This is a genomic window from Lysinibacillus fusiformis, from assembly GCF_002845985.1.
Taxonomy (GTDB): domain Bacteria; phylum Bacillota; class Bacilli; order Bacillales_A; family Planococcaceae; genus Lysinibacillus; species Lysinibacillus fusiformis_D.
In genome coordinates this window covers 770,649-796,473 of the sequence record NZ_PDFK01000001.1, presented here as the reverse complement: position 1 = coordinate 796,473, position 25,825 = coordinate 770,649, and the positions used below count along the sequence as shown (strand labels likewise).

General features: G+C 36.9%; 26 protein-coding genes and 1 pseudogene. 13 read left to right on the top strand and 14 right to left on the bottom strand.

Features of this window, described 5'->3' with window-relative positions; genetic code table 11:
• Position 1: 1 nt before the first annotated feature.
• The 6 genes from CRI88_RS04060 to CRI88_RS04035 all read right to left on the bottom strand — a co-directional run bounded on the left by CRI88_RS04060 (position 2) and on the right by CRI88_RS04035 (position 5,756).
• On the bottom strand, positions 2 to 1,198 hold the full coding sequence (locus CRI88_RS04060) for an MFS transporter (RefSeq protein ID WP_036125545.1): 1,197 nt from the start codon (positions 1,196 to 1,198) through the stop codon (positions 2 to 4).
• Between the two features lie 228 nt (positions 1,199 to 1,426).
• The gene (locus tag CRI88_RS04055; protein ID WP_101966414.1) at positions 1,427 to 2,500 is read right to left on the bottom strand and encodes an ABC transporter substrate-binding protein; all 1,074 of its coding nucleotides are present in this window, start codon (positions 2,498 to 2,500) and stop codon (positions 1,427 to 1,429) included.
• Positions 2,497 to 3,294 (bottom strand): ABC transporter permease, encoded by a 798-nt coding sequence (locus tag CRI88_RS04050; RefSeq protein WP_036125540.1) that lies wholly within the window; start codon positions 3,292 to 3,294, stop codon positions 2,497 to 2,499. The genes CRI88_RS04055 and CRI88_RS04050 overlap by 4 nt, the downstream gene beginning before the upstream one ends.
• On the bottom strand, positions 3,291 to 4,100 hold the full coding sequence (locus CRI88_RS04045) for an ABC transporter permease (protein ID WP_058843427.1): 810 nt from the start codon (positions 4,098 to 4,100) through the stop codon (positions 3,291 to 3,293). Before CRI88_RS04045 ends, CRI88_RS04050 begins: the two co-directional genes overlap by 4 nt.
• Positions 4,090 to 5,196: an ABC transporter ATP-binding protein gene (locus CRI88_RS04040; RefSeq protein WP_036125536.1), complete on the bottom strand. Its 1,107-nt coding sequence runs from the start codon at positions 5,194 to 5,196 to the stop codon at positions 4,090 to 4,092. The genes CRI88_RS04045 and CRI88_RS04040 overlap by 11 nt, the downstream gene beginning before the upstream one ends.
• Positions 5,197 to 5,213: 17 nt before the next feature.
• Positions 5,214 to 5,756: a helix-turn-helix domain-containing protein gene (locus CRI88_RS04035; protein ID WP_036125534.1), complete on the bottom strand. Its 543-nt coding sequence runs from the start codon at positions 5,754 to 5,756 to the stop codon at positions 5,214 to 5,216.
• A gap of 406 nt (positions 5,757 to 6,162) precedes the next feature.
• Here CRI88_RS04035 and CRI88_RS04030 point away from each other — a divergent pair, with 406 nt between their 5' ends.
• The 10 genes from CRI88_RS04030 (at position 6,163) to CRI88_RS03995 (ending at position 12,295) form a co-directional block, all read left to right on the top strand.
• Entirely contained in the window at positions 6,163 to 6,705 is a 543-nt protein-coding gene (locus CRI88_RS04030; protein WP_004224676.1) for a peroxiredoxin, read from the top strand.
• 148 nt (positions 6,706 to 6,853) lie between these two features.
• Entirely contained in the window at positions 6,854 to 7,309 is a 456-nt protein-coding gene (locus CRI88_RS04025; RefSeq protein ID WP_036125531.1) for a TlpA family protein disulfide reductase, read from the top strand.
• 141 nt (positions 7,310 to 7,450) lie between these two features.
• Positions 7,451 to 8,113 (top strand): potassium channel family protein, encoded by a 663-nt coding sequence (locus tag CRI88_RS04020; protein ID WP_004224679.1) that lies wholly within the window; start codon positions 7,451 to 7,453, stop codon positions 8,111 to 8,113.
• A gap of 6 nt (positions 8,114 to 8,119) precedes the next feature.
• Positions 8,120 to 8,599: a hypothetical protein gene (locus CRI88_RS04015; protein ID WP_089931904.1), complete on the top strand. Its 480-nt coding sequence runs from the start codon at positions 8,120 to 8,122 to the stop codon at positions 8,597 to 8,599.
• A 131-nt stretch (positions 8,600 to 8,730) separates the two neighbouring features.
• Positions 8,731 to 9,234, top strand: a complete 504-nt coding sequence (locus tag CRI88_RS22720) for a GNAT family N-acetyltransferase (RefSeq protein ID WP_257982871.1) — start codon at positions 8,731 to 8,733, stop codon at positions 9,232 to 9,234.
• A gap of 80 nt (positions 9,235 to 9,314) precedes the next feature.
• Complete coding sequence (locus CRI88_RS22715) at positions 9,315 to 9,503, top strand: Type 1 glutamine amidotransferase-like domain-containing protein (protein ID WP_308302773.1); 189 nt, start codon at positions 9,315 to 9,317, stop codon at positions 9,501 to 9,503.
• A complete protein-coding gene (locus CRI88_RS22710) occupies positions 9,478 to 9,687 on the top strand; it encodes a Type 1 glutamine amidotransferase-like domain-containing protein (protein WP_257982870.1) in 210 nt (69 codons plus the stop codon). The genes CRI88_RS22715 and CRI88_RS22710 overlap by 26 nt, the downstream gene beginning before the upstream one ends.
• Positions 9,688 to 9,821: 134 nt before the next feature.
• Positions 9,822 to 10,778 (top strand): S66 family peptidase, encoded by a 957-nt coding sequence (locus CRI88_RS04005; protein WP_101966413.1) that lies wholly within the window; start codon positions 9,822 to 9,824, stop codon positions 10,776 to 10,778.
• 17 nt (positions 10,779 to 10,795) lie between these two features.
• Complete coding sequence (locus CRI88_RS04000) at positions 10,796 to 11,290, top strand: GNAT family N-acetyltransferase (RefSeq protein ID WP_101966412.1); 495 nt, start codon at positions 10,796 to 10,798, stop codon at positions 11,288 to 11,290.
• A 24-nt stretch (positions 11,291 to 11,314) separates the two neighbouring features.
• Entirely contained in the window at positions 11,315 to 12,295 is a 981-nt protein-coding gene (locus CRI88_RS03995; protein WP_101966411.1) for a S66 family peptidase, read from the top strand.
• A gap of 36 nt (positions 12,296 to 12,331) precedes the next feature.
• On the opposite strand, the pseudogene CRI88_RS03990 reads toward CRI88_RS03995, so the two are convergent.
• From CRI88_RS03990 to CRI88_RS03980, 3 genes and pseudogenes are all read right to left on the bottom strand, one after another.
• Positions 12,332 to 12,870: pseudogene (locus CRI88_RS03990) on the bottom strand (GNAT family N-acetyltransferase).
• 119 nt (positions 12,871 to 12,989) lie between these two features.
• Positions 12,990 to 13,193, bottom strand: a complete 204-nt coding sequence (locus tag CRI88_RS03985; RefSeq protein ID WP_101966410.1) for a hypothetical protein — start codon at positions 13,191 to 13,193, stop codon at positions 12,990 to 12,992.
• A 76-nt stretch (positions 13,194 to 13,269) separates the two neighbouring features.
• Positions 13,270 to 14,493, bottom strand: coding sequence for an MFS transporter (locus tag CRI88_RS03980; protein WP_036125512.1), 1,224 nt, complete (start codon positions 14,491 to 14,493; stop codon positions 13,270 to 13,272).
• A gap of 593 nt (positions 14,494 to 15,086) precedes the next feature.
• Between CRI88_RS03980 and CRI88_RS03975 the strand changes: the two genes are divergently transcribed.
• Entirely contained in the window at positions 15,087 to 16,655 is a 1,569-nt protein-coding gene (locus tag CRI88_RS03975; protein WP_101966409.1) for a glycoside hydrolase family 10-like protein, read from the top strand.
• 61 nt (positions 16,656 to 16,716) lie between these two features.
• Here CRI88_RS03975 and CRI88_RS03970 read toward each other — a convergent pair whose 3' ends face one another.
• Positions 16,717 to 19,806, bottom strand: coding sequence for an efflux RND transporter permease subunit (locus CRI88_RS03970; protein WP_058843430.1), 3,090 nt, complete (start codon positions 19,804 to 19,806; stop codon positions 16,717 to 16,719).
• 99 nt (positions 19,807 to 19,905) lie between these two features.
• On the opposite strand from CRI88_RS03970, the gene CRI88_RS03965 reads away from it, so the two are divergent.
• Positions 19,906 to 20,739: a TetR/AcrR family transcriptional regulator gene (locus CRI88_RS03965; RefSeq protein WP_058843431.1), complete on the top strand. Its 834-nt coding sequence runs from the start codon at positions 19,906 to 19,908 to the stop codon at positions 20,737 to 20,739.
• 48 nt (positions 20,740 to 20,787) lie between these two features.
• Here the strand turns inward: CRI88_RS03965 and CRI88_RS03960 are convergent, their stop codons facing one another.
• The 3 genes from CRI88_RS03960 to CRI88_RS03945 form a co-directional block, all read right to left on the bottom strand.
• On the bottom strand, positions 20,788 to 21,564 hold the full coding sequence (locus CRI88_RS03960) for a serine/threonine-protein kinase (RefSeq protein ID WP_089931906.1): 777 nt from the start codon (positions 21,562 to 21,564) through the stop codon (positions 20,788 to 20,790).
• Between the two features lie 297 nt (positions 21,565 to 21,861).
• Positions 21,862 to 23,529, bottom strand: coding sequence for a ribonuclease J1 (gene rnjA, locus CRI88_RS03950; RefSeq protein ID WP_036125500.1), 1,668 nt, complete (start codon positions 23,527 to 23,529; stop codon positions 21,862 to 21,864).
• 5 nt (positions 23,530 to 23,534) lie between these two features.
• Positions 23,535 to 23,744, bottom strand: coding sequence for a DNA-dependent RNA polymerase subunit epsilon (locus CRI88_RS03945; protein WP_012293082.1), 210 nt, complete (start codon positions 23,742 to 23,744; stop codon positions 23,535 to 23,537).
• A gap of 435 nt (positions 23,745 to 24,179) precedes the next feature.
• Here CRI88_RS03945 and CRI88_RS03940 point away from each other — a divergent pair, with 435 nt between their 5' ends.
• Positions 24,180 to 24,950: a Cof-type HAD-IIB family hydrolase gene (locus CRI88_RS03940; RefSeq protein ID WP_089932152.1), complete on the top strand. Its 771-nt coding sequence runs from the start codon at positions 24,180 to 24,182 to the stop codon at positions 24,948 to 24,950.
• 41 nt (positions 24,951 to 24,991) lie between these two features.
• On the opposite strand, the gene CRI88_RS03935 is transcribed toward CRI88_RS03940, so the two are convergent.
• Complete coding sequence (locus CRI88_RS03935; protein ID WP_101966488.1) at positions 24,992 to 25,759, bottom strand: DeoR/GlpR family DNA-binding transcription regulator; 768 nt, start codon at positions 25,757 to 25,759, stop codon at positions 24,992 to 24,994.
• Positions 25,760 to 25,825: the final 66 nt, after the last annotated feature.

Below are 25,825 nucleotides of genomic sequence, written 5' to 3'. Positions count from 1 at the left end.
ACTATTTCGTATCAGGATGCATTAGATGAGGTGCTTTTTTCAATGTCCAGATGAGTGCAAGGAAGAAGCAGGCTAATAATATGATAGATCCGAAAATATATGGACTGTTCATATTCCAGTCAAATAGTAAACCTGCTAAGGCTGGTCCAATCATATTGCCAAGGCTCATGTAAGCATTATTCAAGCCCGCAGCAAACCCTTGTTCTTTCTCTGCAAGCTTTGAAATTAGTGTATTTACAGCAGGACGAATTAGTGTTGTTGCTGTAGAGAAAATAGTTGCTACAACTAATATAAGAGCGAAGCCAGATACAAACAATATTAAGAAAATAGCAACAGATGCAATAAATAAATTGACTAACACAACTTTCATTTCACCAAAGCGATTAAAAAGTGGTGTAATCACAAACATTTGTACAACTACCCCAAAAGCACCACCGACAACTAAAATAATCGCAATATCTACGGGTGTGTAATTAAACTTTTCTGTCACAAATAATGACAAGGTTGTTTGGAAGTTGGCAATTCCGAACGAGAACACGAGCATGATAATGAGCATAACGAAATAAGGCATATGTATGGAACGAGCCATTTGCTTCGCCAGATTTTCTTGCTTTTGCTTGTCATGTGAAGTGTTTGGTTTAGTAGATGGTAATAAAAAGTAAGATAAAACAGATGCAAGTATGGCAGCAACTCCTGCCGTGAAAAATGGAAAATGTAAACTAACCTTTGCTAAGAAACCACCTATTCCTGGCCCTATCATAAAGCCCAGTGACATAGCAGCACCTAACATACTCATACCTTTTCCACGTTCCTCGTAGGTAGTAACGTCAGCTACAAATGCCATAATAGGAGGTGCAACAAATGCGGAACCTAGACCGCCTAAAAAGCGTGCTAAAAATAGCATCCAGACGTCTGTGGCTAGGCCAAAACCGATTTGTGCAAGACCTGTCACAATAAGACCGAAAATAATTAAATTTTTCCGACCATACTGATCCGAAAGATTCCCAGCAATTGGAGAAAATACGAATTGAGCTAAGGCGAACGTTGCAATTAGCATACCTAGAACTTGTCCTGCTGCACCAAAAATTTTTAAATACTCTGGCATGACAGGAATAATAATTCCAATACTCCCCATTGCGATAAACATATTAAACATTAAAATATATAAAGCCGCCTTATTGGACTTCTGCTGGGTCATCGAATGAACCCCCTTTTTATAATCAAATATACTAAAGTCTATCATAAGATATCCTATCATCATATCGGTTGAAAGTCTGAAATGAAACATACCTGCTAGTGCAGCAATACCAATCCACGATGTAGAAAAGAATAAACAGACAATAGGTGAGGTGCTGCCAGAAGCAGGAAGATAATAGAAAAAGGTCTATCGACAAAATAAAAATTCATCGATAGACCTTTATATGCTTTAACGAATACTCATTTTAAATTCTAAAAACAATTCATTATATTTCCCTAAATAGTCTGGTCCTAAATTTTTGTAAACTTCTAATGTATCGCGTTGTTCTTCAGAAGGATAGTAGCGTTCATCAGAAACAACTTCTTCATCCATTAAGTCCATAGCAGCTATATTAGGCGTAGAGTAGCCTACATAATCGGCATTTTGTGCACCCGATTCAGCACTTAGCATGAAATTGATAAAGGCATGGGCACCGTCGATATTTTTCGATGTTTTAGGGATGACCATATTATCGAACCATAAATTCGAGCCTTCCTCAGGTACAGCAAAGTCTAGCTCCTCATTTTCATACATCATATCTGCTGCTTGCCCAGACCAAGTAAGGGCTACAGTGGCCTCATTGTTGATCATTAATGGTGTAATTTCATCTCCAATGATGGCTTTTACATTTGGTGCAAGTGTGATTAATTTATCAGTAGCCTTACGTAGTTCCTGATTATCTAGTGAATTCAAGGAATATCCGAGACTGTTTAAGCCCATTCCAATGACTTCACGAGCACCATCCACTAAAAAGACTTTTCGTTTTAAGGATGGATCCCATAAATCATCCCAAGAAGAGAAATCTAAATCTCCCACAAGGCTTGGATTGTAGACAATGCCTACTGTTCCCCAGAAATAAGGGACCGAATATTTATTGTCATCATCGAATGGTAAATCTAAAAAGTAAGGATCGATATTTTTAAAATTAGGGATTTTTGTTTTATCTAAAGGAATCAATAAATTTTCTTCCTTCATTTTTTCTATCATATATTCAGATGGAACGGCAATATCATATGCTGTTCCACCTTGTTGAATTTTGGTCATCATCGCTTCATTGGAATCAAATGTCTCGTAGATGACATGAATGCCTGTTTCTTTTTCAAATTGTTTCAACAAGTCAGGATCAATATATTCTCCCCAGTTAAAGATTGTTAACGTGTCTTTTCCACTTTTACCGCCGCCTACACTTAAGGCGTCAGCCGCATAGAATAAAAGGGCTGAAACAACAAGGATGGCGATGGTAGCTTGAATTAATGACTTCATCGTTGTCCCTCCATTCTTTTACTCGTACGACTTGTAATGAAATAATAACCAACAACGACTAACACCGTAACAAAGAATACCAAACCAGAAATAGCATTAACCGTTAAAGAAATACCTGCACGGGCCATGGAGTAGATTTCTACAGATAATGTGCTGAAGCCATTACCCGTTACGAAAAATGTCACGGCAAAATCATCTAAAGAATACGTAAGGGCAAGGAAGAAGCCCGCAAAAATCCCTGGTTGAATATAAGGAAGAATGACACGCATCATAATATCCTTTTTCGTAGCCCCTAGATCTAATGCTGCATCGATTAAGGATTTATTCATTTCTAGTAGTTTAGGTAAAACCATTAGAACAACAATCGGTACACTAAATGCGACATGGGCTAACAAGACAGACGCAAAGCCAAGCTTAATGCCAACCATTGTAAATAAAATTAAGAAGCTAGCACCAATAATAACGTCTGGGCTGACGATTAAGACATTGTTTAAGGATAGTAAAGTATTGCGCATTTTTGAATCCTTGACAGTCACAATACCGATTGCACCTAGTGTGCCAATAATAGTAGAAATCAAAGCAGAAAGTAATGCCACGATTACAGTATTAATTAATATAACAAGAAGACGTGAATCTTCAAAAACAGCTTTATAATGCTCTAAAGTAAAGGATTCAAAGTGATTCATGGAGCCGCCACTATTGAACGAGTAAAAGATTAAATAGAAGATGGGAGCATACAGAACGATAAAAACAATCGTTAAATAGACTTTAGCTGATGCAGATAGTTTGTTCATCGTACGCGACCTCCTTTATCTTTTTGTCCCGTAATGAGCATAATAATTACCATGAATAAAATTAAGAACACAGCAATAGTAGAACCCATCCCCCAATTTTGTGTTACAAGAAATTGCTGTTCAATCGCTGTACCAAGGGTGATGACGCGATTTCCGGCAATTAAGCGTGTAATCATAAACAGGGATAGCGCTGGAATAAAGACAACTTGAATTCCAGATTTAACGCCATCCATTGTTAATGGTAAAACGACACGGCGAAAAGTTGTAAAAGCAGAGGCACCTAAATCGCGTGCTGCATAAATAAGTGTTGGGTTTAATCGATCTAAGGAGTTGAAGATCGGTAAAATCATAAACGGAATAAAAATATAGACCGATACAAAGACAAAGCTAATATCCGTAAAGAGCATTTGCTTAGGATCGAAGCCAAATACTTCAATAAATGCATTAATTGGTCCATACAATCCAAAAATGCCGATAAAGGCATATGTTTTTAACAATAGATTAATCCAAGAAGGAATAATGATGAGCAGAAGCCAAAGCTGTTTATGCTTTGTCTTCGTTAAGAAATAAGCAGTTGGGTATGAAATTAATAAAGTAAAGAATGTAATTAAAAAGGCATACCAAAACGAGCTCAATGTCATCTTTAAGTAAACAGAAGTAAAGAACGCTTTATAGTTATCGAGCGTGAAATTGCCATGTAAATCAAGTAGGGAATAATAAACAACGAGGGCAATCGGCGCGATAACGAAAAAGGCAATCCATAACACATATGGAAATAACGCTGATTTCGATGTCTTAGTTTGCATCTTCATCGTCTCCATACGATTCTAATCGTTTATCGAACTCTTCCTCAGTTTCATTTAAGCGCATTACGTGAATAGCCTCAGGATCAAAGCCTAAGCCAATTTCTGTCCCTACTTCTGCTTTTTTCAATGAATGGACTAGCCATTCATTGCCATCCTTATCGTACGTCGATAATTCATAATGTACGCCTCGGAATAATTGTGTATCCACTTTCACCACAAGTTTCCCTTTATCGATAGTTGTCATTTCTAAATCTTCTGGTCGAATAACAATATCAATTTTTTCATTTGGTTTCATCCCTTGGTCGACACATTCAAAAATTTTGCCAGCAAATTCAACTTTGAAATCTTCAATCATCACACCTGGTACAATATTAGATTCACCAATAAAGTCAGCCACGAAGCGGTTAATCGGTTCATCATAAATATCCACTGGCGTACCTGATTGTTGAATTTGTCCTTCACTTAAAACAAAAATCTCATCACTCATAGCAAGTGCTTCTTCTTGATCATGTGTAACAAAGACAAAGGTTTTGCCAAGACGTTGCTGTAATTCACGCAATTCATACTGCATTTCAGTACGTAGCTTTAAGTCTAATGCGGAAAGTGGCTCATCCAGTAAAATGACTTCAGGGTCATTAACAATGGCACGCGCAATCGCCACACGCTGACGCTGCCCACCAGACATTTCAGAGATTTCACGGTTGCTGTAGCCTGCCAAATTGACAAATTTTAATGCCTCAGCCACACGTTCCTTTATTTCATTTTCAGGCAGCTTTTTAATGCGTAGTCCAAATGCGACATTTTCGAAAACATTTAAATGAGGAAATAGCGCATAATCTTGAAAAACAGTATTGACCTGACGTTCATTTGCAGGTACTGCATTAATTTTTTTATCGTGGAAAAATATATCTCCAGTCGTTGGTTCTGTGAAACCAGCAATAATTCGTAAAATGGTTGTTTTTCCACAACCAGATGGACCAAGGAGTGTATAAAATTTACCTTTTTCAAGCTCCAAGTTGATATTCTTTAAGACGACGGTACCGTCACTATAAGACTTTGAAACATTTTCAAAGCGGATAATGGAATTCGTTGTCATTGATGCGCCTCCTTAAGCTATAAATAAGAATCTGTTGCAACGAGTAAAATTTTAGTTTCATCTGCATGTGCATTGAAAATTTGATGATGATCTGTCGCGTCAAAATAAAGAGCATTGCCCTCACTTGCAATATACTGTTCATTCCCTAAAACAAGACGAATACGTCCTTTGACAACATAAATAAATGTTTCTGAGAGCGACGGCTCAAATTGCTTGAATTCGCCATCAGCAGCAAAGGTTAAGAAAATGGGTTCCATCTCTTTTTCGTTAGATGTAGGGATTAGCCATTGAATTTCATAATTTTTTTCTTCATCTGTATAGATAGATTGGTCTTCTTCTGTATAGACAACCTTTTGTTCAGGTGAGTCATCATCAAAAAAATCTTTAGGTGTTGAACCTAACACTTCCAAAATAGAAAATAATGTTTCAATAGAAGGTGAGTTTAAATCACGTTCTAATTGGGAGATATAACCTTTACTTAAATCTGTACGTTCTCCAAGTTCCTCTTGGGTAAGACCTTTTTTTAAACGAAGCGCTTTAATTTTTGCTCCTATTTGCATCTTTTCCCTCCTAGAAGAAGTTTAGCAATCATAAACTTTTGAAATACGAAGTTTACTTTAACGAAACTTTTAGTTTACTAAAACCATTACAATTATACATAATAATTTTTTTTTTGCAATCATTTTTCGTGAAAAAAATAGCTATAAAATGTTAAAAAAACAGGCATAAAGAAAATGGAGAAAAATTTTGTATAGGGTAGAATATTTTTGTTAAAAATAGTGAATAAATAGGCTGTAGCAGTCATTTCATTTGTGGATTTGACGATTTCTTGTCATGCCACTTCAAACGTACAAACGAGCGGAGTTTACTTGTTTGAAAAACTGCGGTTACTCTGCTATCGTAGAAGATGAGTTCGCTTGTGCGAATGGAATATATAAACTACATATTTATTCGGAGGGATTTATTATGGCAGAACGCATGGTAGGTAAACAAGCACCTGACTTTACAATGGAAGCAGTACTTTCAGACAAATCATTTGGTAAAGTATCATTAGAAGATATTAAAGCACAAGACAAATGGACAGTTCTTTTCTTCTATCCAATGGATTTCACATTTGTATGTCCAACTGAAATCACTGCGATGAGTGATCGTTATGACGAGTTCGAAGACTTAGATGCAGAAGTAATCGGTGTTTCTACAGACACAATCCACACTCACTTAGCATGGATTAACACAGACCGCACTCAAAATGGTCTTGGTGAATTAAAATACCCATTAGCTGCAGATACAAACCACCAAGTTTCGAAAGAATATGGTGTTTTAATTGAAGAAGAAGGTATCGCATTACGTGGTCTATTCATCATCAACCCAGAAGGCGAATTAAAATACCAAACAGTATTCGATAACAACATCGGCCGTGATGTTGATGAAACGTTACGTGTACTTCAAGCACTTCAAACTGGTGGTCTTTGCCCAGCAAACTGGCGTCCAGGTCAAGCAACTCTATAATCTAAATAGAGTCGAGTCATTATGGAACAAATTAAGAGTCCCCACGACAAGTTTGTGGGGACTTTTAACTGAATTTTTGTTTTTGAGAAGGGTTTTCAATTGTTATCGAACTAGTTGAAAACAACCTATATATTAGAGGAGGATTTTTATGAAACTTCGTGAACAAATGCCTGAGCTAGTAGGTGCAACGACTTGGTTAAATGGGGAAGTAACAAAAGCTGAATTAGTAGGCGAGAAACCAACATTAATCCACTTTTGGTCAGTAAGCTGTCATTTATGTAAAGAAGCAATGCCGGACGTCAACAATTTCCGTGATCAATTTAAAGATGAATTAAATGTTGTAGCAGTACATATGCCGCGTTCTGAGGCAGACACTGATTTAGATACAATCAAAGCAGTAGCAGCAGAACATGATATTGTGCAACCAATCTTTGTAGATAGTGAAATGAAACTAACAGATGCTTTTGAAAACCAATATGTACCAGCATATTTTGTGTTTGATAAAGATGGTCAGCTGCGTCATATGCAAGCTGGAGGAAGTGGCATGAAAATGCTAGAAAAGCGTGTCAATCGCGTGCTAGATGAGATGCGTAACGCTGAATAATAAAAAGAAGTTTAGACGGGGATCAAGATCCTCGTCTTTTTTGTTATCCAACATTGACGAATAGACTCTTGTTTTAACAATACATATGATAAAGAATAAGCTACAATGATGGTATAGTAGTTTTCGGAGGGATTTTTTATGATGAAAAAAGAGTTTGCGGTCATAGGGCTTGGACGTTTTGGAGGAAGTATTGTTCGTGAATTAATGAGTCAGGGTGCACAGGTGATGGCAATTGACCATTCTTCAGAGCGTGTAGATGAATTTGCCTCCATTGCTACCCAGGCTGTCATTGCAGATTCAACTGATGAATCGGTACTGAATTCATTAGGTATCCGTAATTTTGAGCATGTTATTGTAGCAATTGGTGAAGATATTCAGGCGAGTATATTAACAACGATTATTTTAAAGGAAATTGGTGTTGAGCAAATTACAGTAAAGGCTCAAAATGACTATCATGAAAAAGTTTTACGTAAAATTGGTGCAGATTTTGTCGTCCATCCTGAGCGAGATATGGGGATTCGTATTGCTAATAATATGTTATCTAATACAGTGCTAGATTATTTAGAGCTTTCGGATGAACATTCAATTATGGAGTTAAAGGCAAATGACGCGATTGCAGGATACTCCATTATGGATTTAGATATTCGAGCAAAATATGGCATTAACATTGTAGGAATCAAGCGTGGAGCTGATATTATCGTGTCTCCACAAGCAAGTGATAAGATTTTACTAGGAGATATTATGCTTGTGATAGGTGCTGACGTTGATATAAATCGCTTTGTTAAAAAGGCATTGAATGGGTAATGGCAAATGACTAAACGAAGATGGAGACTTGTTATTTTTGCCGCTGTTTTACTAATTGGTGCTTTTATCATGCAATATCGAGAAAAAAATGAAGATGAGGCAATCTCCTTAATTTTAGATCATGCCACAGAAATCGATGCAATTGAATTATTGCAAGGGGACCAATCTTTATTGCAAGCTACAGGAGATGAAGCAAAAGACTTTATAGAGAAACATCCATTAAGTCATGTAAGAGATCTTTCTAAAAAGGAAAGAACAATTTTTGAAGAAGAGCCAGCTTATCATATTGTTTATAAAATGAAAGAAAAGCCTCTTTATGAGGTGGAAATTTTAGAGGTAGCCATTCGTTCTGAGCTTGATGAAGAATTGCAACAAATGGTCTTCACCGTTGGCGATACACAATATTTGGTTTATTGGGCCAATGAGAAAAAAGCCCTCGAACAATCAACCAATACACAACGGTTACTCGAACAATTCGGACAATAACGCAAGTAGTGATTCAGCAATAAGGGCTGGTCACTACTTTTTTTATAAAAGTGGAAAGTAATATTTGGAAAAAATGTTTGATTTCTGTCTGATGGTTGAATTACACTTTGCATAAAGAAGGAGGTAGAAAAATGCAGTTTATAACAAGTAACTGTGTGATAGAGCCATTACAACCAGAACATTACAAAGCTATACATATGCTTTACTCCAATGAACAAGTTAGAACCTATCTTGGAGGTGTGCCACAGGACAGCTATATAGAGGCATCCTTTAAAGGCATGCTAGCAGCACCATTTCCTAATACATATTTATATATATCATTAAAGACGACAGGTGAATTTATTGGTCTTGTTTCTATCGATGAATACCATGATAAAGAGTTATATGAGCTTTCCTATCAATTTTTACCACAGTATTGGGGAAAGGGGCTAGCTTTTGAAGTCCTTACAGCGGTGATGGAGGAGGGCTTGAATTATTTAGATATATCATCGATTGTGGCAGAAACACAAACTGCTAATAAGGCATCTTGTCACTTACTCGAAAAGTTAGGGATGCACAAAGTACAGGTGTTAGAGAGATTTGGTCATGAACAAGCCCTGTACGAAATAAAGAAAAACCATAAAGAGTCAAGATAAATTATTGCACAATCAGCAGGTGGATTTTCGCGGCAAATCCCTTCATTTATCGCTGACTATATTTTGTATCAAATGAACGAATCAAAATATGTTTTATTCCAACAGCAAGTAATGATGCCCAGGGGTATAGAGAGAAGTTTTATTCAGCATTCCATCATTGTGAAGCAACACATATTTTGCAAAAGGATATGGGTGACAAAAATATTCGAGAAAAAATACTTGACCAGCATATTATCTATGTAGGTGGGGATTACAAGTTTTCTAGTTGAAAAATGGCGACAATATCGTTTCCATGAAGTATTAAAGGAGGCTTATCAAAAAGGAATTGTATTAGCTGGCATCGGCGCAGGGGCAATGTGTTGGTTTGAAAAGTGCTATAGTGAAAATATAAACAATGGCTATGAGGGATATAATGGCTTAGGGATGTTGCCAGAGACATATTGTCCCTACTAGGAGGATCAGGAAAGAGGATTGATATTTGATAGCTGTCTAGAAAAGACTATACACTCAATAATGAAGAGATACTCCATTTTAGGAATGAAAAATTAGTGGCTAAAATTCAAACCTATTAGAAGGGATGTAGAAAAATGCGAGTTCCACAAAAACTATCAATTGGTGATGAGATACGAGTCATTGCTCCAAGTCGAAGCGCCAAGCTTGTAAAAGTAAGGCAAACGAAAACCATACTGGAGAAATTAGGGTTTAAAATTTCATTTGGCCAACATATTTTTGAATGTGATTTACAGCAGTCTGCATCTATAGAGCATCGAGTGGCGGATATACATGAGGCATTTCGTGACCCTCAAGTAAAAGCGATACTAACAGCACTTGGCGGATACAACTGTAATGAGATTTTACCGTATTTAGATTATCAAATGATTGCTGAAAACCCGAAAATACTTTGCGGGTTTAGTGATATTACGGCTCTGGCTACAGCCATTACAAAAAAATGTGGCTTTATCACTTATTCAGGACCTCATTTTTCTAGCTTTCGTATGGAGCAAGGACAGGAGTATCAGCTTTCTTACTTTCAAAAGTGTTTAATGGGAAATGCTCCGTTTCCTCTAACTGCGTCTAAAGTTTGGAGCGACGATACATGGTATATAGATCAGGCAAAACGCCATTTTGAAGAGGCTAGTTGGAAGGTCTATTCAGAAGGGGAGGCAAGTGGGCAGCTTTATGGTGGGAATTTATGTACACTCAATTTATTGCAAGGAACACCTTACATGCCTGATCTAGCGAATTGTATATTATTTTTAGAAGACGATGAGCTTGTCAATCCTGCCATTTTTGCACGTGATCTAACGTCTTTATTACAATCAACTACGCAAATAAAGGGAATGGCAATAGGTCGATTTCAACGAGCTTCTGATATGACAGAAGAACAATTGCATTTTATTTTAGATAAACACCCAAGATTACAAACTATTCCTGTATTTTATGATGTGGATGTTGGTCACACACAACCGATTTTGACATTTCCTATCGGTGGGAATATCTACATGAATACAAAAGAACGAATAATGCAGATTACTAAATTTTAAAGAGAGAGGAACTTTACATGCTAATACGAGAAGCAACACGCAAGGATAGTACACAGATTATAGCTGTTATGACAAATGCAGAGGCATCCAATCTTATGCTATTTGGCCCAGGTGAGCGAAAATTAGAGCCCAAGCAATTTGGAAGCTATATTGAAAAGCTATATCATAGCCACCATTCAGCTTTGTTCGTGGCGGAAATGGAACAGAAGATTGTTGCTTATTTAATTTTACAGGGCAATGAATCATCTAGAATTGCTCACCGTGCTTATCTTGTAATAGGCATACATAGTGACTATCGAGGAAGGAAAATAGGGACGGCATTATTTAATCATGTAGAGGATTGGGCAAAAGTTAATGGTATCCATCGTTTAGAGTTAACCGTTATGGAAAATAATGAGGCTGGAATTGCTTTATATAAGAAAATGGGATTTGACATAGAGAGAATAAAGCGAAATTCCTTATATGTAGATGGTCAATATATCAATGAATATTATATGTCAAAGCTATTATAATTTGATAGGGAGAGGAATGTACGTATGACGACACAGATCAATATCGGCATTTATTCACCATCCTCACCAGCAACGGTGACGGCGTTGAAACGTTATGAACGTGCCAAATTGTTTCTAGAAGAGAAAAACCTTCAAATCGTAACAGGTTCTCTTACTGGCAAATCAGATTATTATCGCTCTGGTTCACCAAAGGAACGTGCGGAAGAATTAAATGAATTACTACGCAATCCAGATGTGGATATCATTATGTCTACAATCGGAGGGACAAATGCCAATAGTATGCTGCCCTACATTGATTATGAGGCGTTTCGTCAACAGCCCAAAATAGTCGTAGGTTATTCGGATGCAACAGCCATTTTACTTGCTCTTTATGCAAAGACAAATATAGCAACTTTTTATGGTCCAGCGTTTGTCCCTTCTTTTGGCGAGTTTGAACCATTAGTAAATGACACCTTCAAGTTTTTTGAGGATTATTTCTTTAAACCGCAAGCACTACCCTATGAAATACCAATGCCCTCTTACTGGTCAGATGAACCTGTTAACTGGCTCAAGAAGACGGTCGATAAAAAGCTCAAGAAAAATGACTGGTTAACAATTCAGGAAGGGGTTGTAGAAGGTAGGTTAATTGGCGGCAATGTAAATGCAATGTACGGTTTTATTGGCACGCCTTATTTCCCTGAAATTTTGGAAGGTGACATTTTATTAGTGGAGGACTGCTTAAAAAATGCTGCTATTGTTGAAAAGAATTTTGCTATGCTGAAATTGCATGGTGTCTTTAATAAAGTAAGGGGCATTATTTTGGGCAAACATGAATGCTATGATGATTTAGGAACGGGCAGACAACCCTATGATATTCTACTTGAACAGTTGGATGGAATAGAGATACCTCTATTAGCAGAGGTGGATATTTGCCATACACATCCTATGCATCCAATAGCGATAGGGAAACGAGTAAAGCTAGATGCAACAGCTAAAAAGATATATTGTGTAGAAAAATGGTTGTAATGATAAAGCCTTGCATACGGAGCAAGGCTTTGTCTGCTAAAGATTTCTATAATCATCATCAGGGATGGCGTACATTTTTACATTTTGGTATTTTCCTTTAACAAACATACTTTTGCGTAAAATTCCTTCAAATTGCATGCCTGATTTCTCCATAACCTTTTGAGAGGCTATATTTTCTTCAAAACATCGCGCTTGAATACGTACCAAATTTATTTTCTTAAAGCCAAAGTCAATCAGTTTTTTTTGTTGCTTCTGTAGTGAATCCTTTATTCCAATAATCCTCCGAAAGTACATAACCAATTTCTGCATATTGATGTGGGTTGCTAATCGTAACAAAATCGATTGTACCAATTAGTGTACTTCGAAGCCCCAAAGTAAGAGATTATCTTGCTGATAGCCATTTAATATAAGTTTAGAAAAGCTTTAGTATCCTCTAAACTTGCATGGGCTTGCCACGTCACATAGCGTGCCACATTTTCGCGAGAAGCGTAATCATACATGGCCTCTAAATCTAGTGAAGTAATAGGTCTTAAAAGTAGTCTTTCAGTTTTCAAAATAGGTATTGTATGTTTCATTTATTTCCCCCTTTAAATTACTATATGAAAAAGTCGACCCGATTTCTTAATACATTGGGTCGACTTTTTATCTTAATATCCTTAAAAGCTGTTTGGTGAAAAATCCTGCTAGCTTCACTTTATGGATAACGTTTAGCAGTAGCTGAGGAATCCTTTGTTTTGGATTTATGTTGTTCGTCTTTTACTTTTTCATTCAGTTCTTCAACAGGTATTGGATCGACTGTTTTCATATCCTCGTGTTGATCGAAAATGCTTTTTTTATCTGTATTCAGTACATCAGGGTTGTTTGTATAACGAGTTTTCGCTTGTTTTTTTTCAGTCATTCATTATCACCTCTTACTATTAAGCTTTCACTTTTTTACTAGAGTTTAAACATATTAGTTTTAGGTGATATGTGGACTAATCGTTTGTTGGCTTACCAGCAGCTAACAAGACTTTACTTCCAAGTAAGAAAAATCCTTGAATGAAAAGTAATATTCCTGTCCCTATTAGTAGCCATTCGATGGCAATTATATCAGCTATTGGACCAAAAATAAGCATACCTAAAGGCATCATAGAGGTAGAAATCATGCTAAGAATACCAAATACTCGCCCCATATAATCACTTTCTACTTTTTCTTGTAATAACACCGTTGCGGGTGTATTAAAGATTGGCATAGCTATTCCTGTAACAGCCATTATCACGAGATACAGCCAAAAAACAGGAATAATTCCAAGAGCCATTGTACAAAGACCAAATAATAAAGCAGATAATGTCATGGTATGCACTTTATTTTTAAAGCCACCCCATGTCGCGATGGCGATACCACCGATTAACATACCAATGGCAAAGGCCATTTCGATGGCAGTCAAACGCCATACATCATCGCCAAAGCTACGTGTAACTTGCAAAGGTGTTAAAAAGGCAGCAGGTGCAGCGAGCAGCATGAAAAAGGCAAAGAACAAGAATAATTGTTTTAAGAAAGCATGCTCTTTAATGTAGATGAAGCCTTGTTTCATATCACTAAAATAGCTTGTTGTCTGTGGCTGATTCGCTTTGGCATGTGCAGGAATATGCAGAAATAATAAGAAGATGGTGATGGCAATAGCAGCTGTCGTCACATCAATAAAGAAAATGGATTCGATTGAAGCCATCGTTAATAATGCCCCACTTGCCATGGGTGCAAGAATCATGATAAAAGCTTGAATACTACTGTTTATCCCATTGACCTTCATTAAATGCTCTTCAGGCACAAATTGCGGTAAAATAGCGCCTACAGCAGGTGTTTGAATACCTGCACCAACTGCACGTACCGCTGATATAACGAATAATAGCCAGAGCTCATCATAGCCAGTTAAAAATAAAATAGCTAAAATTAACGTGGATAAGGCAATCATGCCATCTGCCAAAATAATAAGCCATTTACGATTGTAGCGATCTGCCCAGACACCAGCAATTGGTGCTAAGAAGAAGGTCGGTACAAACCCGCAAATAATCGCAATGGTCATCATGATGCCTGATTGCGTTGTAAGTGTGATATACCATGTAATGGCATATTGCACTAGAGCAGAGCCAAAAAGTGATATGGTTTGACTGCTTAAAAAAAGTATCGTATTGCGTTTCCAATGATCCAAATTCGTCATCCCTTTCTAACAGTAGTGCCTGTGTGGAAAGTTGAAAGACAACAAAAAAGAGGGGGTGTTGAAGTCCCCTCTCTTCCTGTATTCCTAAAACAGACTAGACTAATCCCATTTCCCTTGCACAGCAGGCAAAGTGTACACATATTTAGTTAGTAATGTGAAATCGTAGTCTGATTGAAGCTGTCATTAGGAATACCCTCCGTTCTATATAAGTTGTGTTGATTGTAGCATAAAGTTTAACTGCGCGTAAAGAACGAATCAAACACCTTAACATTTTAGGACCAGAGCTAATAACAAGGGAAATGATAGAAAAATAACAAATTGCCGAGAAAAGCATTTCACCGCTTTCTTGGCTGTTTTTTTTGTTTTGATTATACAGATTTTGGAATCAACTAAAGTATTTGATAAAATGAATGACAACAAAAAGTATCATTTAGTAGTGCTATTAATTTATAGATTTTAAGCTGCTTCTTCTTAAATAGACGGAAATACTTATGACCGCATTATTTCATTCATCCAGTGAAGTATCTTTGGAGACGTGCATTTAGCGAGAACCTATCATATACTAAAATAGAAAAATAGCAAATGGAGGAAATATGAGAAAGAATAATAGTAAATGGAAACTTATCACTTTTATCGCGATGATTTTTGTGTTATGCCTATCGACAATTCCTGAAAAGACAGCGATGGCAAGCACGACACAGCCGAAAAGGGAAATGCGGGCTGTCTGGATTTCAACGGTTCTTAATATTGATATGAAAGCGGGTATGACTAAGGAGCAGTATACAGCTTGGACACGCCAAACATTGGATCAATTAAAAGCCAGCAAATTGAATACAGTTATTTATCAAGTAAGGCCAACAAATGATGCAATGTATGCGTCTGAGCTAGCGCCATGGTCATCCTACATAACAGGGAAAAAGCAAGGTACAAATCCTGGTTACGATCCTCTTGCAATTATGGTAGAGGAAACACATAAACGAGGGATGGAGCTGCATGCCTGGATGAATCCTTATCGTGTAACAATGTCTGGACAAAAACTAACAGACCTTGCTGCCGATAATGTGGCAAGAACCCATCCAAACTGGGTTGTCAAATATGGCAAACAATATTATTTAAATCCTGGTTTACCAGAAGTACAAGACTATTTAGTGGAAACAGTAAGAGAGCTAGTAGCCAATTACGATATTGATGCTGTCCATATGGATGATTATTTTTATCCATATAAAATTGCAAATGAAGTCTTTCCAGATCAAGCAGCTTTTAAAAAATATGGTGGTTCCTTTAAAAAGGTGGAGGATTGGCGACGAGATAATGTCAACCAACTTGTAGAAAATCTATACACAGCCATTAAAGATACAAAGCCATATGTTCAATTTGGTATTTCTCCATTTGGCGTATGGCGCAATAAATCACTGGACAAAACAGGAAGCGATACGCGAGCTGGTGTCAATAATTACGATGATTTATATGCAGACGTCAGAACATGGATTCAAAATGGCACGATTGATTACATTACACCACAGATTTATTGGTCAAGAACATTAGCTGTTGCGAAATATGGGACATTGCTAGATTGGTGGAGCCATGAGGTACAAACATATGCAAAAACACACCCTGTTCATCTATACATTGGACTTGCTGATTACAAAGTTGGCAATGACAGTGATGCAGCATGGAAAAACAAAATGGAATTACCAAATCAAATACTAGCGAATCGTTCGGAAAAGGTAGCAGCCAAGGGGCAAATGCACTTCTCCTTAAAAAGTATTCAAAACAATAAACTGGGCTATGCAACGATTGTTAATCAACAACTATATAATTATACAGCACTGACACCAGGTGCAACTTGGGATGATGATACTAGGCTGAATAAGCCGACTTCTGTACAAGTGACAAAGGGAGCGACTGGTCGCAAAATTGACATTATAGACGAAAATGAAACACAACCACGCAAGTATGTCATTTATCGTTTTACAGGGAACAAAGAGGGTTCTTATAATGATCCTCAAAATATAGTGGATGTTGTTTATAATCTGGATGGCATTACTGAATTTGTGGACAAGACAGCTCTTGCTAAGCAAAGCTACACATACGGCATTACGGCTGTATCTGCTGCAGGTGTGGAAAGCAAGGAAGTTTTTGTGGTGAAAGATAATCAGTAAATAGCTTATGATAAAAAAACAGCTACTCACGCAATATAACTGCATGAGTAGCTGTTTTTTATTAATTTTCTTCAATATCTTTACGGTTTTTCTTTAACATTTTAGACAGCATTTCATAGACAATTGGTACAACAACTAATGTTAATAGTGTTGAAGATAGTAAACCACCAATTACAGTAATAGCTAAGTCTTTCGAAATTAAACCACTGCCACCAGAACCAAGTGCCATTGGAATCATTGCCCCGATTGTGGCAATGGCTGTCATTAGGATTGGACGTAAACGTGTTGCTCCTGCTTCGAGGATCGCTTCACGCATGGCAAGACCATCATGTTCCATATGAATGATGCGGTCGACTAATACGATGGCATTGGTTACGACGATACCAATCAACATCAACAGACCCATCATTACAGATACAGAAATAGTTTGACCTGTAACGAATAAACCAATAAATGCTCCAATTACGGCGAATGGTAGGGAGAATAGAATAGCGAATGGAGCTAAACCTTCTCCAAATGTTACTACTAAGATGAAGTAAACAATGGCAATTGCTGCTAACATAGCAATACCAAGCTTAGTGAATGTTTCTTGCATATCGGCAGCAACACCCGCAACCCCAGTTGTAACACCTTTTGGTAAATCTAATTTATCAATTTTCTTATCAGCAGCAGATGTGGCTTTTGAAATATCGTCTCCGATAATCGTACCAGATACTGTTGCAAAGTATTCACCTTTTGAACGAGATAACGAGTTAAGTGTCGTACCTTCCTCGACATCAACTAATTCACCGATTGTCATGGTTGTGCCTAAAGCCGTTTTAATTTCAGTAGCTAAGACATCATCTAAGGAAGTAGCAGCTGCTTTAGCATCACGTTGAACGATCACATCAATATCTTTACCATCATTTTTAACGGTAGTTAATACTTCTTTTGTTGTATTCGAATTTAATGCCATCACGATTTGAGCTGTTGTTAAACCATATTGTAGGACATTTTTTTGTTCTACTTTTAGTACATGCTCTACGTATGGATCTTCGTTATCAGATTTAATATCTTCTAAGCCATCCACTTCTTTTAGGACACCTTCTACTTGTTTCACAGCATCTCGAAGTTTATCTAAGTCATCACTGTATAATGTGTAGCTGACTTCGTTTGAAGACATAGACATAGAAGAGAAGTTTTGGGACTTCCATTCTCCTGATTGACCGATGTTGAATACATAGTCTTCTACTTCTTCACGAGCTTTAGGGAAGTCTTCCATATCTGGATCAAAGATAAGGTACATTAAGGCACCGCCAGCGCCTCCACCCATCATCATTGCTGATGGATCAACATTATTTGCATCCGTTATGGAAACTTGTAAAATATTAACGTCTTTACGCTTCATTAATTCTTTTTCTACTTTTTCAACATTCGCTGCCGTTTCATCAGCTAGCTCTCCAGTTGAAGGAGTATACGTTAAGTACATTACTTTTTCTTCTTGTGATCCCATGAAACTAAAGCCAATAAGTGGTGTTAATGCAAGAGAACCAGCAAGTAAGGCAATCGCAATGATAGAAGTAATAATTTTGTGATTTAATGTTTTTTCTAAAATACCTCTGTACCAAGTAGCAAGTTTCCCAACTTCTTTATGTTGGCTTTCTGTTTTCTCACCGTATAATTTTTTACGGAATAAGAAGTGAGATAATGCAGGTACGATTGTGATAGCTACTAATAATGATGCACCTAGTGCAAATGTCATTGTTAGGGCGAATGGCATGAATAATTCGCCTACCATACCACCTACGAAAATTAGTGGGGCAAATACCGCTACCGTTACTAATGTAGATGAAAGAATTGGTTTAAACATTTCAATCGTTGCTTCACGAATAAGGGCACGACCCGTAAGTTTTTCTTGTTTTAAGTGAATGCGTCGATAAATATTTTCAACAACTACGATCGAGTCATCGATCACACGCCCAATTGCGACGGTAATCGCTCCAAGTGTCATAATGTTGAGTGTGATATCCATCCAGTTTAATAGCAGTAATGCCATGAAGACAGAAACTGGGATAGAAATAATTGAAATAATAGTTGATTTGAAATCGCGTAGGAATAGTAAAATGATTAAGACTGCAATAGCGCCACCAAATACTGCTTTTTCGATCATTGTAAATACAGAATCTTCAATTGGGGCTCCTTGGTCAAGGGAAATATCTACATTTAAGCCGTCTAATCGTTTTTCTTCATCTTTAATAAGGTCTTTTACTGCATTAACAACTGTTACCGTATTCGCATCCTGACCTTTCACGATTTGAATGGCGATGGCATCTTGCCCATTTGTACGTGAAACAGATTGTACTTTACCTTCTACTTCAATTTTTGCAATATCACCTAGACGAACGAAAGGTGAAGGATTTGTAGCTGAAGGTGTAACTGGAATTAATAAATCTTTTAGCTCATCAACAGATTGTACTTTACCATCTACTGAAACAGCCTGTTCGCCAACAGTAAACTGATATAAACCAAGTGACAGTGACATATCACTTGCCTGAATCATTTGTTTAACTGTATCCTCCGTTAAACCAAGTGCAGCCATTTTTTCTTCATCATATTTAAATGATACTTGTTCAATGTGCTGACCTGTGATGGTCGCAGAGGCAACACCATCAATTTTTTCGATTTTCGGAAGTAACACGTCTTCTACTGTAGAAGTTAAGTCTACAATATCTTCCTTAGAGCTACTTACAGATAAAGCAACTACTGGCATCATGTTCATGCTAATCGCCATAATAGTAGGCTCTTGAGCACCTTCAGGTAGTTTAAGATTATCTAAAGCTGCTTCTAATTGACGTTTCTTCTCATCCATATCAATTCCGTAGTCGTATTCTACTTGAACTTGTGCTACGTTGGAAGAGGATGTTGAGTAAACAGCTTTCACATCTTCTAAGCTTTCTATGGATTTTTCAAATGGAATGGAAAGCTCATTCATTACTTGTTCAGGCGTTGCGCCAGGATATACTCCCATGACAATTAAATATGGGATTGAAATATCGGGTATTGATTCCATTTTCATTCTTGTACCGGAATAAATACCAGAGACAGTGATGATAATTGTTAGTAACCAAACTGCCAATTTGTTTTTTAATACGAAATTAACTAAACCTTTCACCTTCACACCTACCCTTTATTGACTATCTAAATTCAATTATTTATACTAATGACTAATCGGTCATTTGTCAACGAAATGCATTAGGAGAGATTTAAAAATATGTTAAAAAAGCAATTAATTATGGAGAAAGCGATAGAGCTATTTTCTGAACAGGGTTTTGAAGCTACGTCAGTTCAACAAATTACAGAACGCTGTGGAATTTCTAAAGGTGCATTTTATTTATCCTTCAAAACAAAAGATGAGCTCGTTATTTCAATGGTGGATTACTATTTACAGCAGTTCATTACAGATATTGACCAAGTAGTCAGAGGAACCTATAGTAAAGAAACCGTATTGGTTGAATTTTATAAAAGCATCTTTCAAGCATTCAAAGCACATTCTACATCTGCTCGTGTGTTCTTTAACGAAAAGGTCTTTCTAACAAAAAAAGAGCTATTTCATAAAATAACAGCGTATGAAGCAGAAATGTCGAAATCAATCATCTATATGCTTGAACAACTTTATCAGGATAAATTACAAGAAACGAAATATGATGTGATGTATTGTATAAAAGGATTTATGAAGAGTTATGCTGAGCTTTTTATTTTTTCAGATATGCCACTAGATTTAGAGCAATTGGCAAAATCTTTAGCAGAGAAGACAGATATTATTGCACACCATACAACCATTCCTTTTATTACAGCAGATCTTGTGCCATTTATTGCAAAACCTTGTGAACAAGATGTTTCAAAAGATGCTTTACTACAATTATTGGAGCAAAATATTGATCCTACTGAGGATCCTATTGTAAAAGAATCCCTTGTGCTATTGAGACAAGAAATAGAAAATCCTACTTACAGTAAAGCCATCATTAAAGGGCTAATAGAAAATCTACGTCAAGACACAGCCTATCATTGGATTGCTTATGTAAGCGCAAAATACTTTAATATTTGAACTGCTGGATAGAATTGTTCACGTTAGATAGGTGAACAATTCTATTTTTTAGTGGGTGAATGAGGGGACAGATTGCCAAGCCTCTAATGCACTATTAAAAGGGTCTTGAATCCATAATAGCCGTTCAAGAAAATCTTTGACTTCGATCGGTAATTTCAATTCTTGCTGCCAGGCTTGCTCTTTTCGTTTGCTTGGCTTGTAGTCTGAGTACAGTAAAAATAATAAAAAATGACCGACAAAATATAAATCGCTAATATGATTTTCTGCCCGTTTAGGATTTTCAATAGCAGAGAGGTCGATGTGCTTCTGATAAGTGGTAGCGAGACCAAAGTCAATAATATGCAATTGTTGATGGACTAGCAATATATTAGGAATACGTAAATCGCGATGAACAATACCATGATTGTGTAATTCAATAATTTGTTCTAAAAGTTGCTTTGTAATGGCAAGTGATTGAACAACTGTAAACTTGGCACCATCCTCAAAAATCAGTTGTTCAAAAGTTTGCCCATTGACATAGTCCATAATAAAAAATGGACTTTCTTGAATCGTTCCTGTTGAATGGATGGTAGGAACATAGGGCAGTGAAACTTGTTGGAGTATGTGTATTTCTTGTTTAAATTTTTGGATGGTTTTCTTGTGGTGACGGTGTTTGGGACGCAAGCATTTTAAGACAAATAGCTTTGATGAACAATCCTCAATCAAATATGCACGACCATATGCACCATAGCCAAGCAATTTTTTAAAGGAGAAGTTGGGATGTTTGGCAATGTAATGTGCTACAGCCTGATCGAAGCCTTTTTCGGATAGTCGCTTCCACCACATTAACTGCTAAAGAAACTCATTGAGCTGAAAAGACTACGTGAGCTTTTACGAGAGCCACGTTTATAATGCTTATGACCATAATAATTATGTCGTTTAGAATACTTGCGACGGCTACTTGATGAAGAATAACGACGTTTGGATTTACCATTGAGCAAGGAATGAAGAATTTTATCTAGCATAAAAAACGCTCCTTTAGATGTTGTTATAACTATATACGTAAAAATAAAAAAGGAGGTTTCAATATTTCAAAAATAAAAAAGAAGCTATGTAAACTTTACATAGCTTCTTCACAAGAGGTTAAACCTCCATAATAATCGGTAGAATCATTGGTCGACGTTTTGTCTTTTCGAATAGATACGGCCCTAAAACATCAGTTATTTCATTTTTCAATTCTGTCCATTGAGGTGTTTTGCCTTGAATCGTTGCATTCAGATGACGATTTAGCATTTTCTGTGCCTCGTTAATCATCGTACCTGATTCACGCATATAGACAAAGCCACGTGAAATGATGTCAGGACCTGAAACGATTTTTTGGTTTTCCATATCTACACTAACTACTACAATGACCAGACCTTCTTCAGAAAGGATGCGACGATCACGTAATACGATATTGCCGATGTCGCCAATACCATTACCATCAATATAAACATCTCCAGAAGGGATACGACCGGCAACATGCGCTTCATTGGCACTTAATGCCAACACATCACCGTTTTCCATCACAAATGTATTGTCGAGTGGAACATCGCAATCTTCTGCTAGATGTGTATGCATTTTTAACATACGGAATTCACCATGGATAGGCATAAAGAATTTAGGCTTCATTAAACGAAGCATCAGTTTTTGTTCTTCTTGTGAGCCGTGACCAGATGTATGGATATTGTTTAAAGCGCCGTGAATGACTTCTGCACCTGCGCGGAACAATAAATTGATAATTTTATTAACACTCACAGTATTACCTGGTACTGGGGAAGAAGAAAAGATAACCGTATCGCCAGGTTGTATTTGAATCTGACGGTGCGTACCATTGGCAATGCGTGATAGGGCTGCCATTGGTTCACCTTGAGAGCCTGTACATAAAATCATCACTTCGTTTGCAGGAAGTCGGTTGATACTTTGAGCATCGATAAATGTATCCTTTGGAGCGGTAATATAGCCAAGCTCACGACCAATGGTAATAGCATTGTCCATGGAGCGACCAAAGACAGCAATTTTTCTTCCGTATTTTATGGCAGCATCTGTGGCTTGCTGTAATCGGTGAATATTTGACGCAAATGTAGCAAAAATAATACGACTATCCACTTTACGGAAAATCTCATCGATACTCTTTCCAACTGTACGCTCTGACATTGTGAAATTAGGCTTTTCAGCGTTGGTACTATCTGATAGTAAGCAAAGCACGCCATCACGTCCAATTTCAGCCATCTTCGTTAAGTTGGCTGGCTCACCCACTGGTGTAAAATCAAATTTAAAGTCACCTGTGTGAACGATATTACCAGGTGGTGTTTTCACAACAACACCATATGCATCAGGGATACTGTGTGTTGTTCTAAAGAAGCTCACAGATGTTTTTCTAAATTTAATAACATCCTCTTCTTTAATTTCGATTAGCTTTGTTGTACGTAGCAAGCCATGTTCTTCTAATTTATTACGTAATAAGCCAAGTGCAAGCTTACCACCATAGACAGGGACATTTACTTGACGTAAAAGGTAGGGAATACCACCGATATGGTCCTCGTGTCCATGTGTAATAAACAGTCCTTTAATTTTGTCGACATTACGTACTAAGTACGTATAATCAGGAATAACATAGTCAATGCCGAGTAAATCATCTTCTGGAAATTTAATGCCAGCGTCAATTAAAATGATTTCATCTTGAAATTGAACGCCGTAAGTGTTTTTGCCGATTTCGCCCAGTCCGCCGAGCGCGAAAACAGCTGCTTGGTCATTTTTAACAAACTTCATGTTTGTTAAATTTCCTCCAAGACGAAGTTCGGGCTTGCTTGTTCGTACTCTAAATAGTTACCTTCAAGCAGTTGAACGAACTCGATGTTGTAGTTACGGTCTTTTAGCTTTTGACGTACTTCGCGTTCTGAAGCAGCTTCAAGGTATAGACTTTTAGTGTTTTCGCGAACTGGAATCTCATTTGCATTTTCTTGATAATAAACTTTGTAAATCATAGTTTGCTCTCCTTTAATTGCGTACAATTTTCTTGCACCTTTGACTACTACCACACACGTGCTACAAGAAAACAACGAATTTCCTTCATAAAGAAATGTACGTTTGTAATCCTTGTATCTCAAAGCTTCAGCTGTGCACTATGTTTTAAATTTATATAGGAAGTAGTGAGACAGTGGTTGCGTATAGCCAAATAAATGCATTTCCTTTATATTATCACGCAGTTCCTCTAAAATAAAGAAAAGCCCTTCAAATAATGAAGGGCAAATGTTAGGCAATTGATTTTTTTCCGAGTACGCCACGAAGTTGCTTCAACAATTTCCGTTTTAGTTTCTTCAGCATGGCACATCACTCCTTAGGATCATTATAATAAAAATTATTGTCTATGTAAAGTCATTTACCTTGAAAGGATGCTATTTATGGAAATGGTTAATAAAATGAACAAAATTTTGTTTTTTGATGTAGATGGTACGCTTTATAACAGTGAAAAAAAATTACCTGCATCTGCAAAAGAGGCGCTTTTGGCAGCACGTCGAAATGGCTATGAACTGGCAATTGCAACAGGACGAGCTCCGTTTATGATTGAGTCACTACTAGAAGAATTAGAAATTGATACGTATGTTACTTTCAATGGACAATATGTTGTATACAAGGGTGAAGTTGTCTATACAAATGGCATTGAAAAGGAAGAACTAGCAAAAATCATTGCCTTTGGTGAGGCTCGTAATGAACCAGTAGTATTTTTAGATGATAAACGTATGATTGCCTCTATTAACGATCATCATATGGTAGCTGAGAGCTTAGATACACTGAAATATCCATATCCAGCATTAGACTCTTCTTATTATATGCAGAACAATGTATATCAAACACTTATTTTTATGGAAGAAAAAGATGAATCTTTATATTGTGAGACATTCCCAAATGTTCAATTCATACGATGGCATCGCTATTCTTGTGATATTTTACCAAAAGGTGGCTCAAAGGCTGCTGGTATCGAAAAGGTGCTAGAAAGAATGGGCATCACTTTACAAGATGCTTTTGCTTTTGGAGATGGTATAAACGATATTGAAATGCTGCAAGCTGTTGGGACAAGTGTTGCCATGGGGAATGGTCATGAGAGAGTGAAGGCGGTGGCACATCATATTGCCGACCATGTAGATGAGGATGGTCTTGCAAAAATCATGCGCAAGCTAGCAATTATATAAAAAAACAACTAGTTGGAAAAATTTCAACTAGTTGTTTTTTATTATGACTGGTTTTCCTCAATGTTGACGACTTTTATTTGAACGCTTTTATCGGAAAAATGCTGAATCGTCTTTTTAGAAAGTGCATTGTCTGTGATAATGACATCTACGTCAGTCAAAGGACAAACTTGAATCGCTACATCCTTATTAAATTTGGAGGAATCTGTAGCAACGTAAACTGTTTGGGAGATAGAGATAATTTGTTTTCTAGTAATTGCCTCATCCAAACTAAAATCAGAAATACCTTTTTCAATGGAAACGCCACTAGCACATATAAACGCTTTATTGATATTCAAATGTTCAAAGCGGAATAAAAACTCATTCGATGTCACTGATTTTTCGGAATGACGAACTTTACCACCGATTAGTATAACCTCAATATTAGAGCCGATTAGATCAAATGCTATAGGTAGTGAGTTTGTTACTACTGTTAATTTTTCCTTGTTCAATAAAAAGGGGGTCATTTGATAGGTAGTGGTTCCACTATCGACAAAAATACACTCCCCATTTTCCACGAGTGAGGCACAAGCTTTGGCAATGGCGATTTTCTCTGCTAACTGCTCATGAAGTCTTTGATCGATTATTCCCTCAACAGGCTCAATATATTTAATACCCCCATAAAACTTTTCAATTTTCTTATCATGCATCAGCTGTTGGACATCGCGGCGAATTGTTTCCATCGAAACATTAAATTCTTTTGTGAGTGTTACTAACTTAACAACCTTATGTTGTCTTACATACTGCAAAATTTGATGTTGTCTTTCTATCATATACATGTTATCACCTCTACTAGATATTTACTCAAAATAATCATAACTTTGTCAATACTTAGTCAG

What these genes read in the sequence shown, in the direction of transcription:
- CRI88_RS04060 (WP_036125545.1), bottom strand. Translation starts at nt 1,198, where the DNA reads ATGACCCAGCAGAAGTCCAATAAGGCGGCTTTATATATTTTAATGTTT.
- CRI88_RS03935 (WP_101966488.1), bottom strand. Translation starts at nt 25,759, where the DNA reads ATGATAGAAAGACAACATCAAATTTTGCAGTATGTAAGACAACATAAG.
- CRI88_RS22720 (WP_257982871.1), top strand. Translation starts at nt 8,731, where the DNA reads ATGCAGTTTATAACAAGTAACTGTGTGATAGAGCCATTACAACCAGAA.
- CRI88_RS04030 (WP_004224676.1), top strand. Translation starts at nt 6,163, where the DNA reads ATGGCAGAACGCATGGTAGGTAAACAAGCACCTGACTTTACAATGGAA.
- CRI88_RS04005 (WP_101966413.1), top strand. Translation starts at nt 9,822, where the DNA reads ATGCGAGTTCCACAAAAACTATCAATTGGTGATGAGATACGAGTCATT.
- CRI88_RS03985 (WP_101966410.1), bottom strand. Translation starts at nt 13,193, where the DNA reads ATGACTGAAAAAAAACAAGCGAAAACTCGTTATACAAACAACCCTGAT.
- CRI88_RS04015 (WP_089931904.1), top strand. Translation starts at nt 8,120, where the DNA reads ATGACTAAACGAAGATGGAGACTTGTTATTTTTGCCGCTGTTTTACTA.
- CRI88_RS04050 (WP_036125540.1), bottom strand. Translation starts at nt 3,294, where the DNA reads ATGAACAAACTATCTGCATCAGCTAAAGTCTATTTAACGATTGTTTTT.
- CRI88_RS03940 (WP_089932152.1), top strand. Translation starts at nt 24,180, where the DNA reads ATGAACAAAATTTTGTTTTTTGATGTAGATGGTACGCTTTATAACAGT.
- CRI88_RS03945 (WP_012293082.1), bottom strand. Translation starts at nt 23,744, where the DNA reads ATGATTTACAAAGTTTATTATCAAGAAAATGCAAATGAGATTCCAGTT.
- CRI88_RS04000 (WP_101966412.1), top strand. Translation starts at nt 10,796, where the DNA reads ATGCTAATACGAGAAGCAACACGCAAGGATAGTACACAGATTATAGCT.
- CRI88_RS03960 (WP_089931906.1), bottom strand. Translation starts at nt 21,564, where the DNA reads ATGTGGTGGAAGCGACTATCCGAAAAAGGCTTCGATCAGGCTGTAGCA.
- CRI88_RS03975 (WP_101966409.1), top strand. Translation starts at nt 15,087, where the DNA reads ATGAGAAAGAATAATAGTAAATGGAAACTTATCACTTTTATCGCGATG.
- CRI88_RS04025 (WP_036125531.1), top strand. Translation starts at nt 6,854, where the DNA reads ATGAAACTTCGTGAACAAATGCCTGAGCTAGTAGGTGCAACGACTTGG.
- CRI88_RS03995 (WP_101966411.1), top strand. Translation starts at nt 11,315, where the DNA reads ATGACGACACAGATCAATATCGGCATTTATTCACCATCCTCACCAGCA.
- CRI88_RS03965 (WP_058843431.1), top strand. Translation starts at nt 19,906, where the DNA reads ATGTTAAAAAAGCAATTAATTATGGAGAAAGCGATAGAGCTATTTTCT.
- CRI88_RS04035 (WP_036125534.1), bottom strand. Translation starts at nt 5,756, where the DNA reads ATGCAAATAGGAGCAAAAATTAAAGCGCTTCGTTTAAAAAAAGGTCTT.
- rnjA (WP_036125500.1), bottom strand. Translation starts at nt 23,529, where the DNA reads ATGAAGTTTGTTAAAAATGACCAAGCAGCTGTTTTCGCGCTCGGCGGA.
- CRI88_RS04020 (WP_004224679.1), top strand. Translation starts at nt 7,451, where the DNA reads ATGAAAAAAGAGTTTGCGGTCATAGGGCTTGGACGTTTTGGAGGAAGT.
- CRI88_RS04055 (WP_101966414.1), bottom strand. Translation starts at nt 2,500, where the DNA reads ATGAAGTCATTAATTCAAGCTACCATCGCCATCCTTGTTGTTTCAGCC.
- CRI88_RS03980 (WP_036125512.1), bottom strand. Translation starts at nt 14,493, where the DNA reads ATGACGAATTTGGATCATTGGAAACGCAATACGATACTTTTTTTAAGC.
- CRI88_RS04045 (WP_058843427.1), bottom strand. Translation starts at nt 4,100, where the DNA reads ATGCAAACTAAGACATCGAAATCAGCGTTATTTCCATATGTGTTATGG.
- CRI88_RS04040 (WP_036125536.1), bottom strand. Translation starts at nt 5,196, where the DNA reads ATGACAACGAATTCCATTATCCGCTTTGAAAATGTTTCAAAGTCTTAT.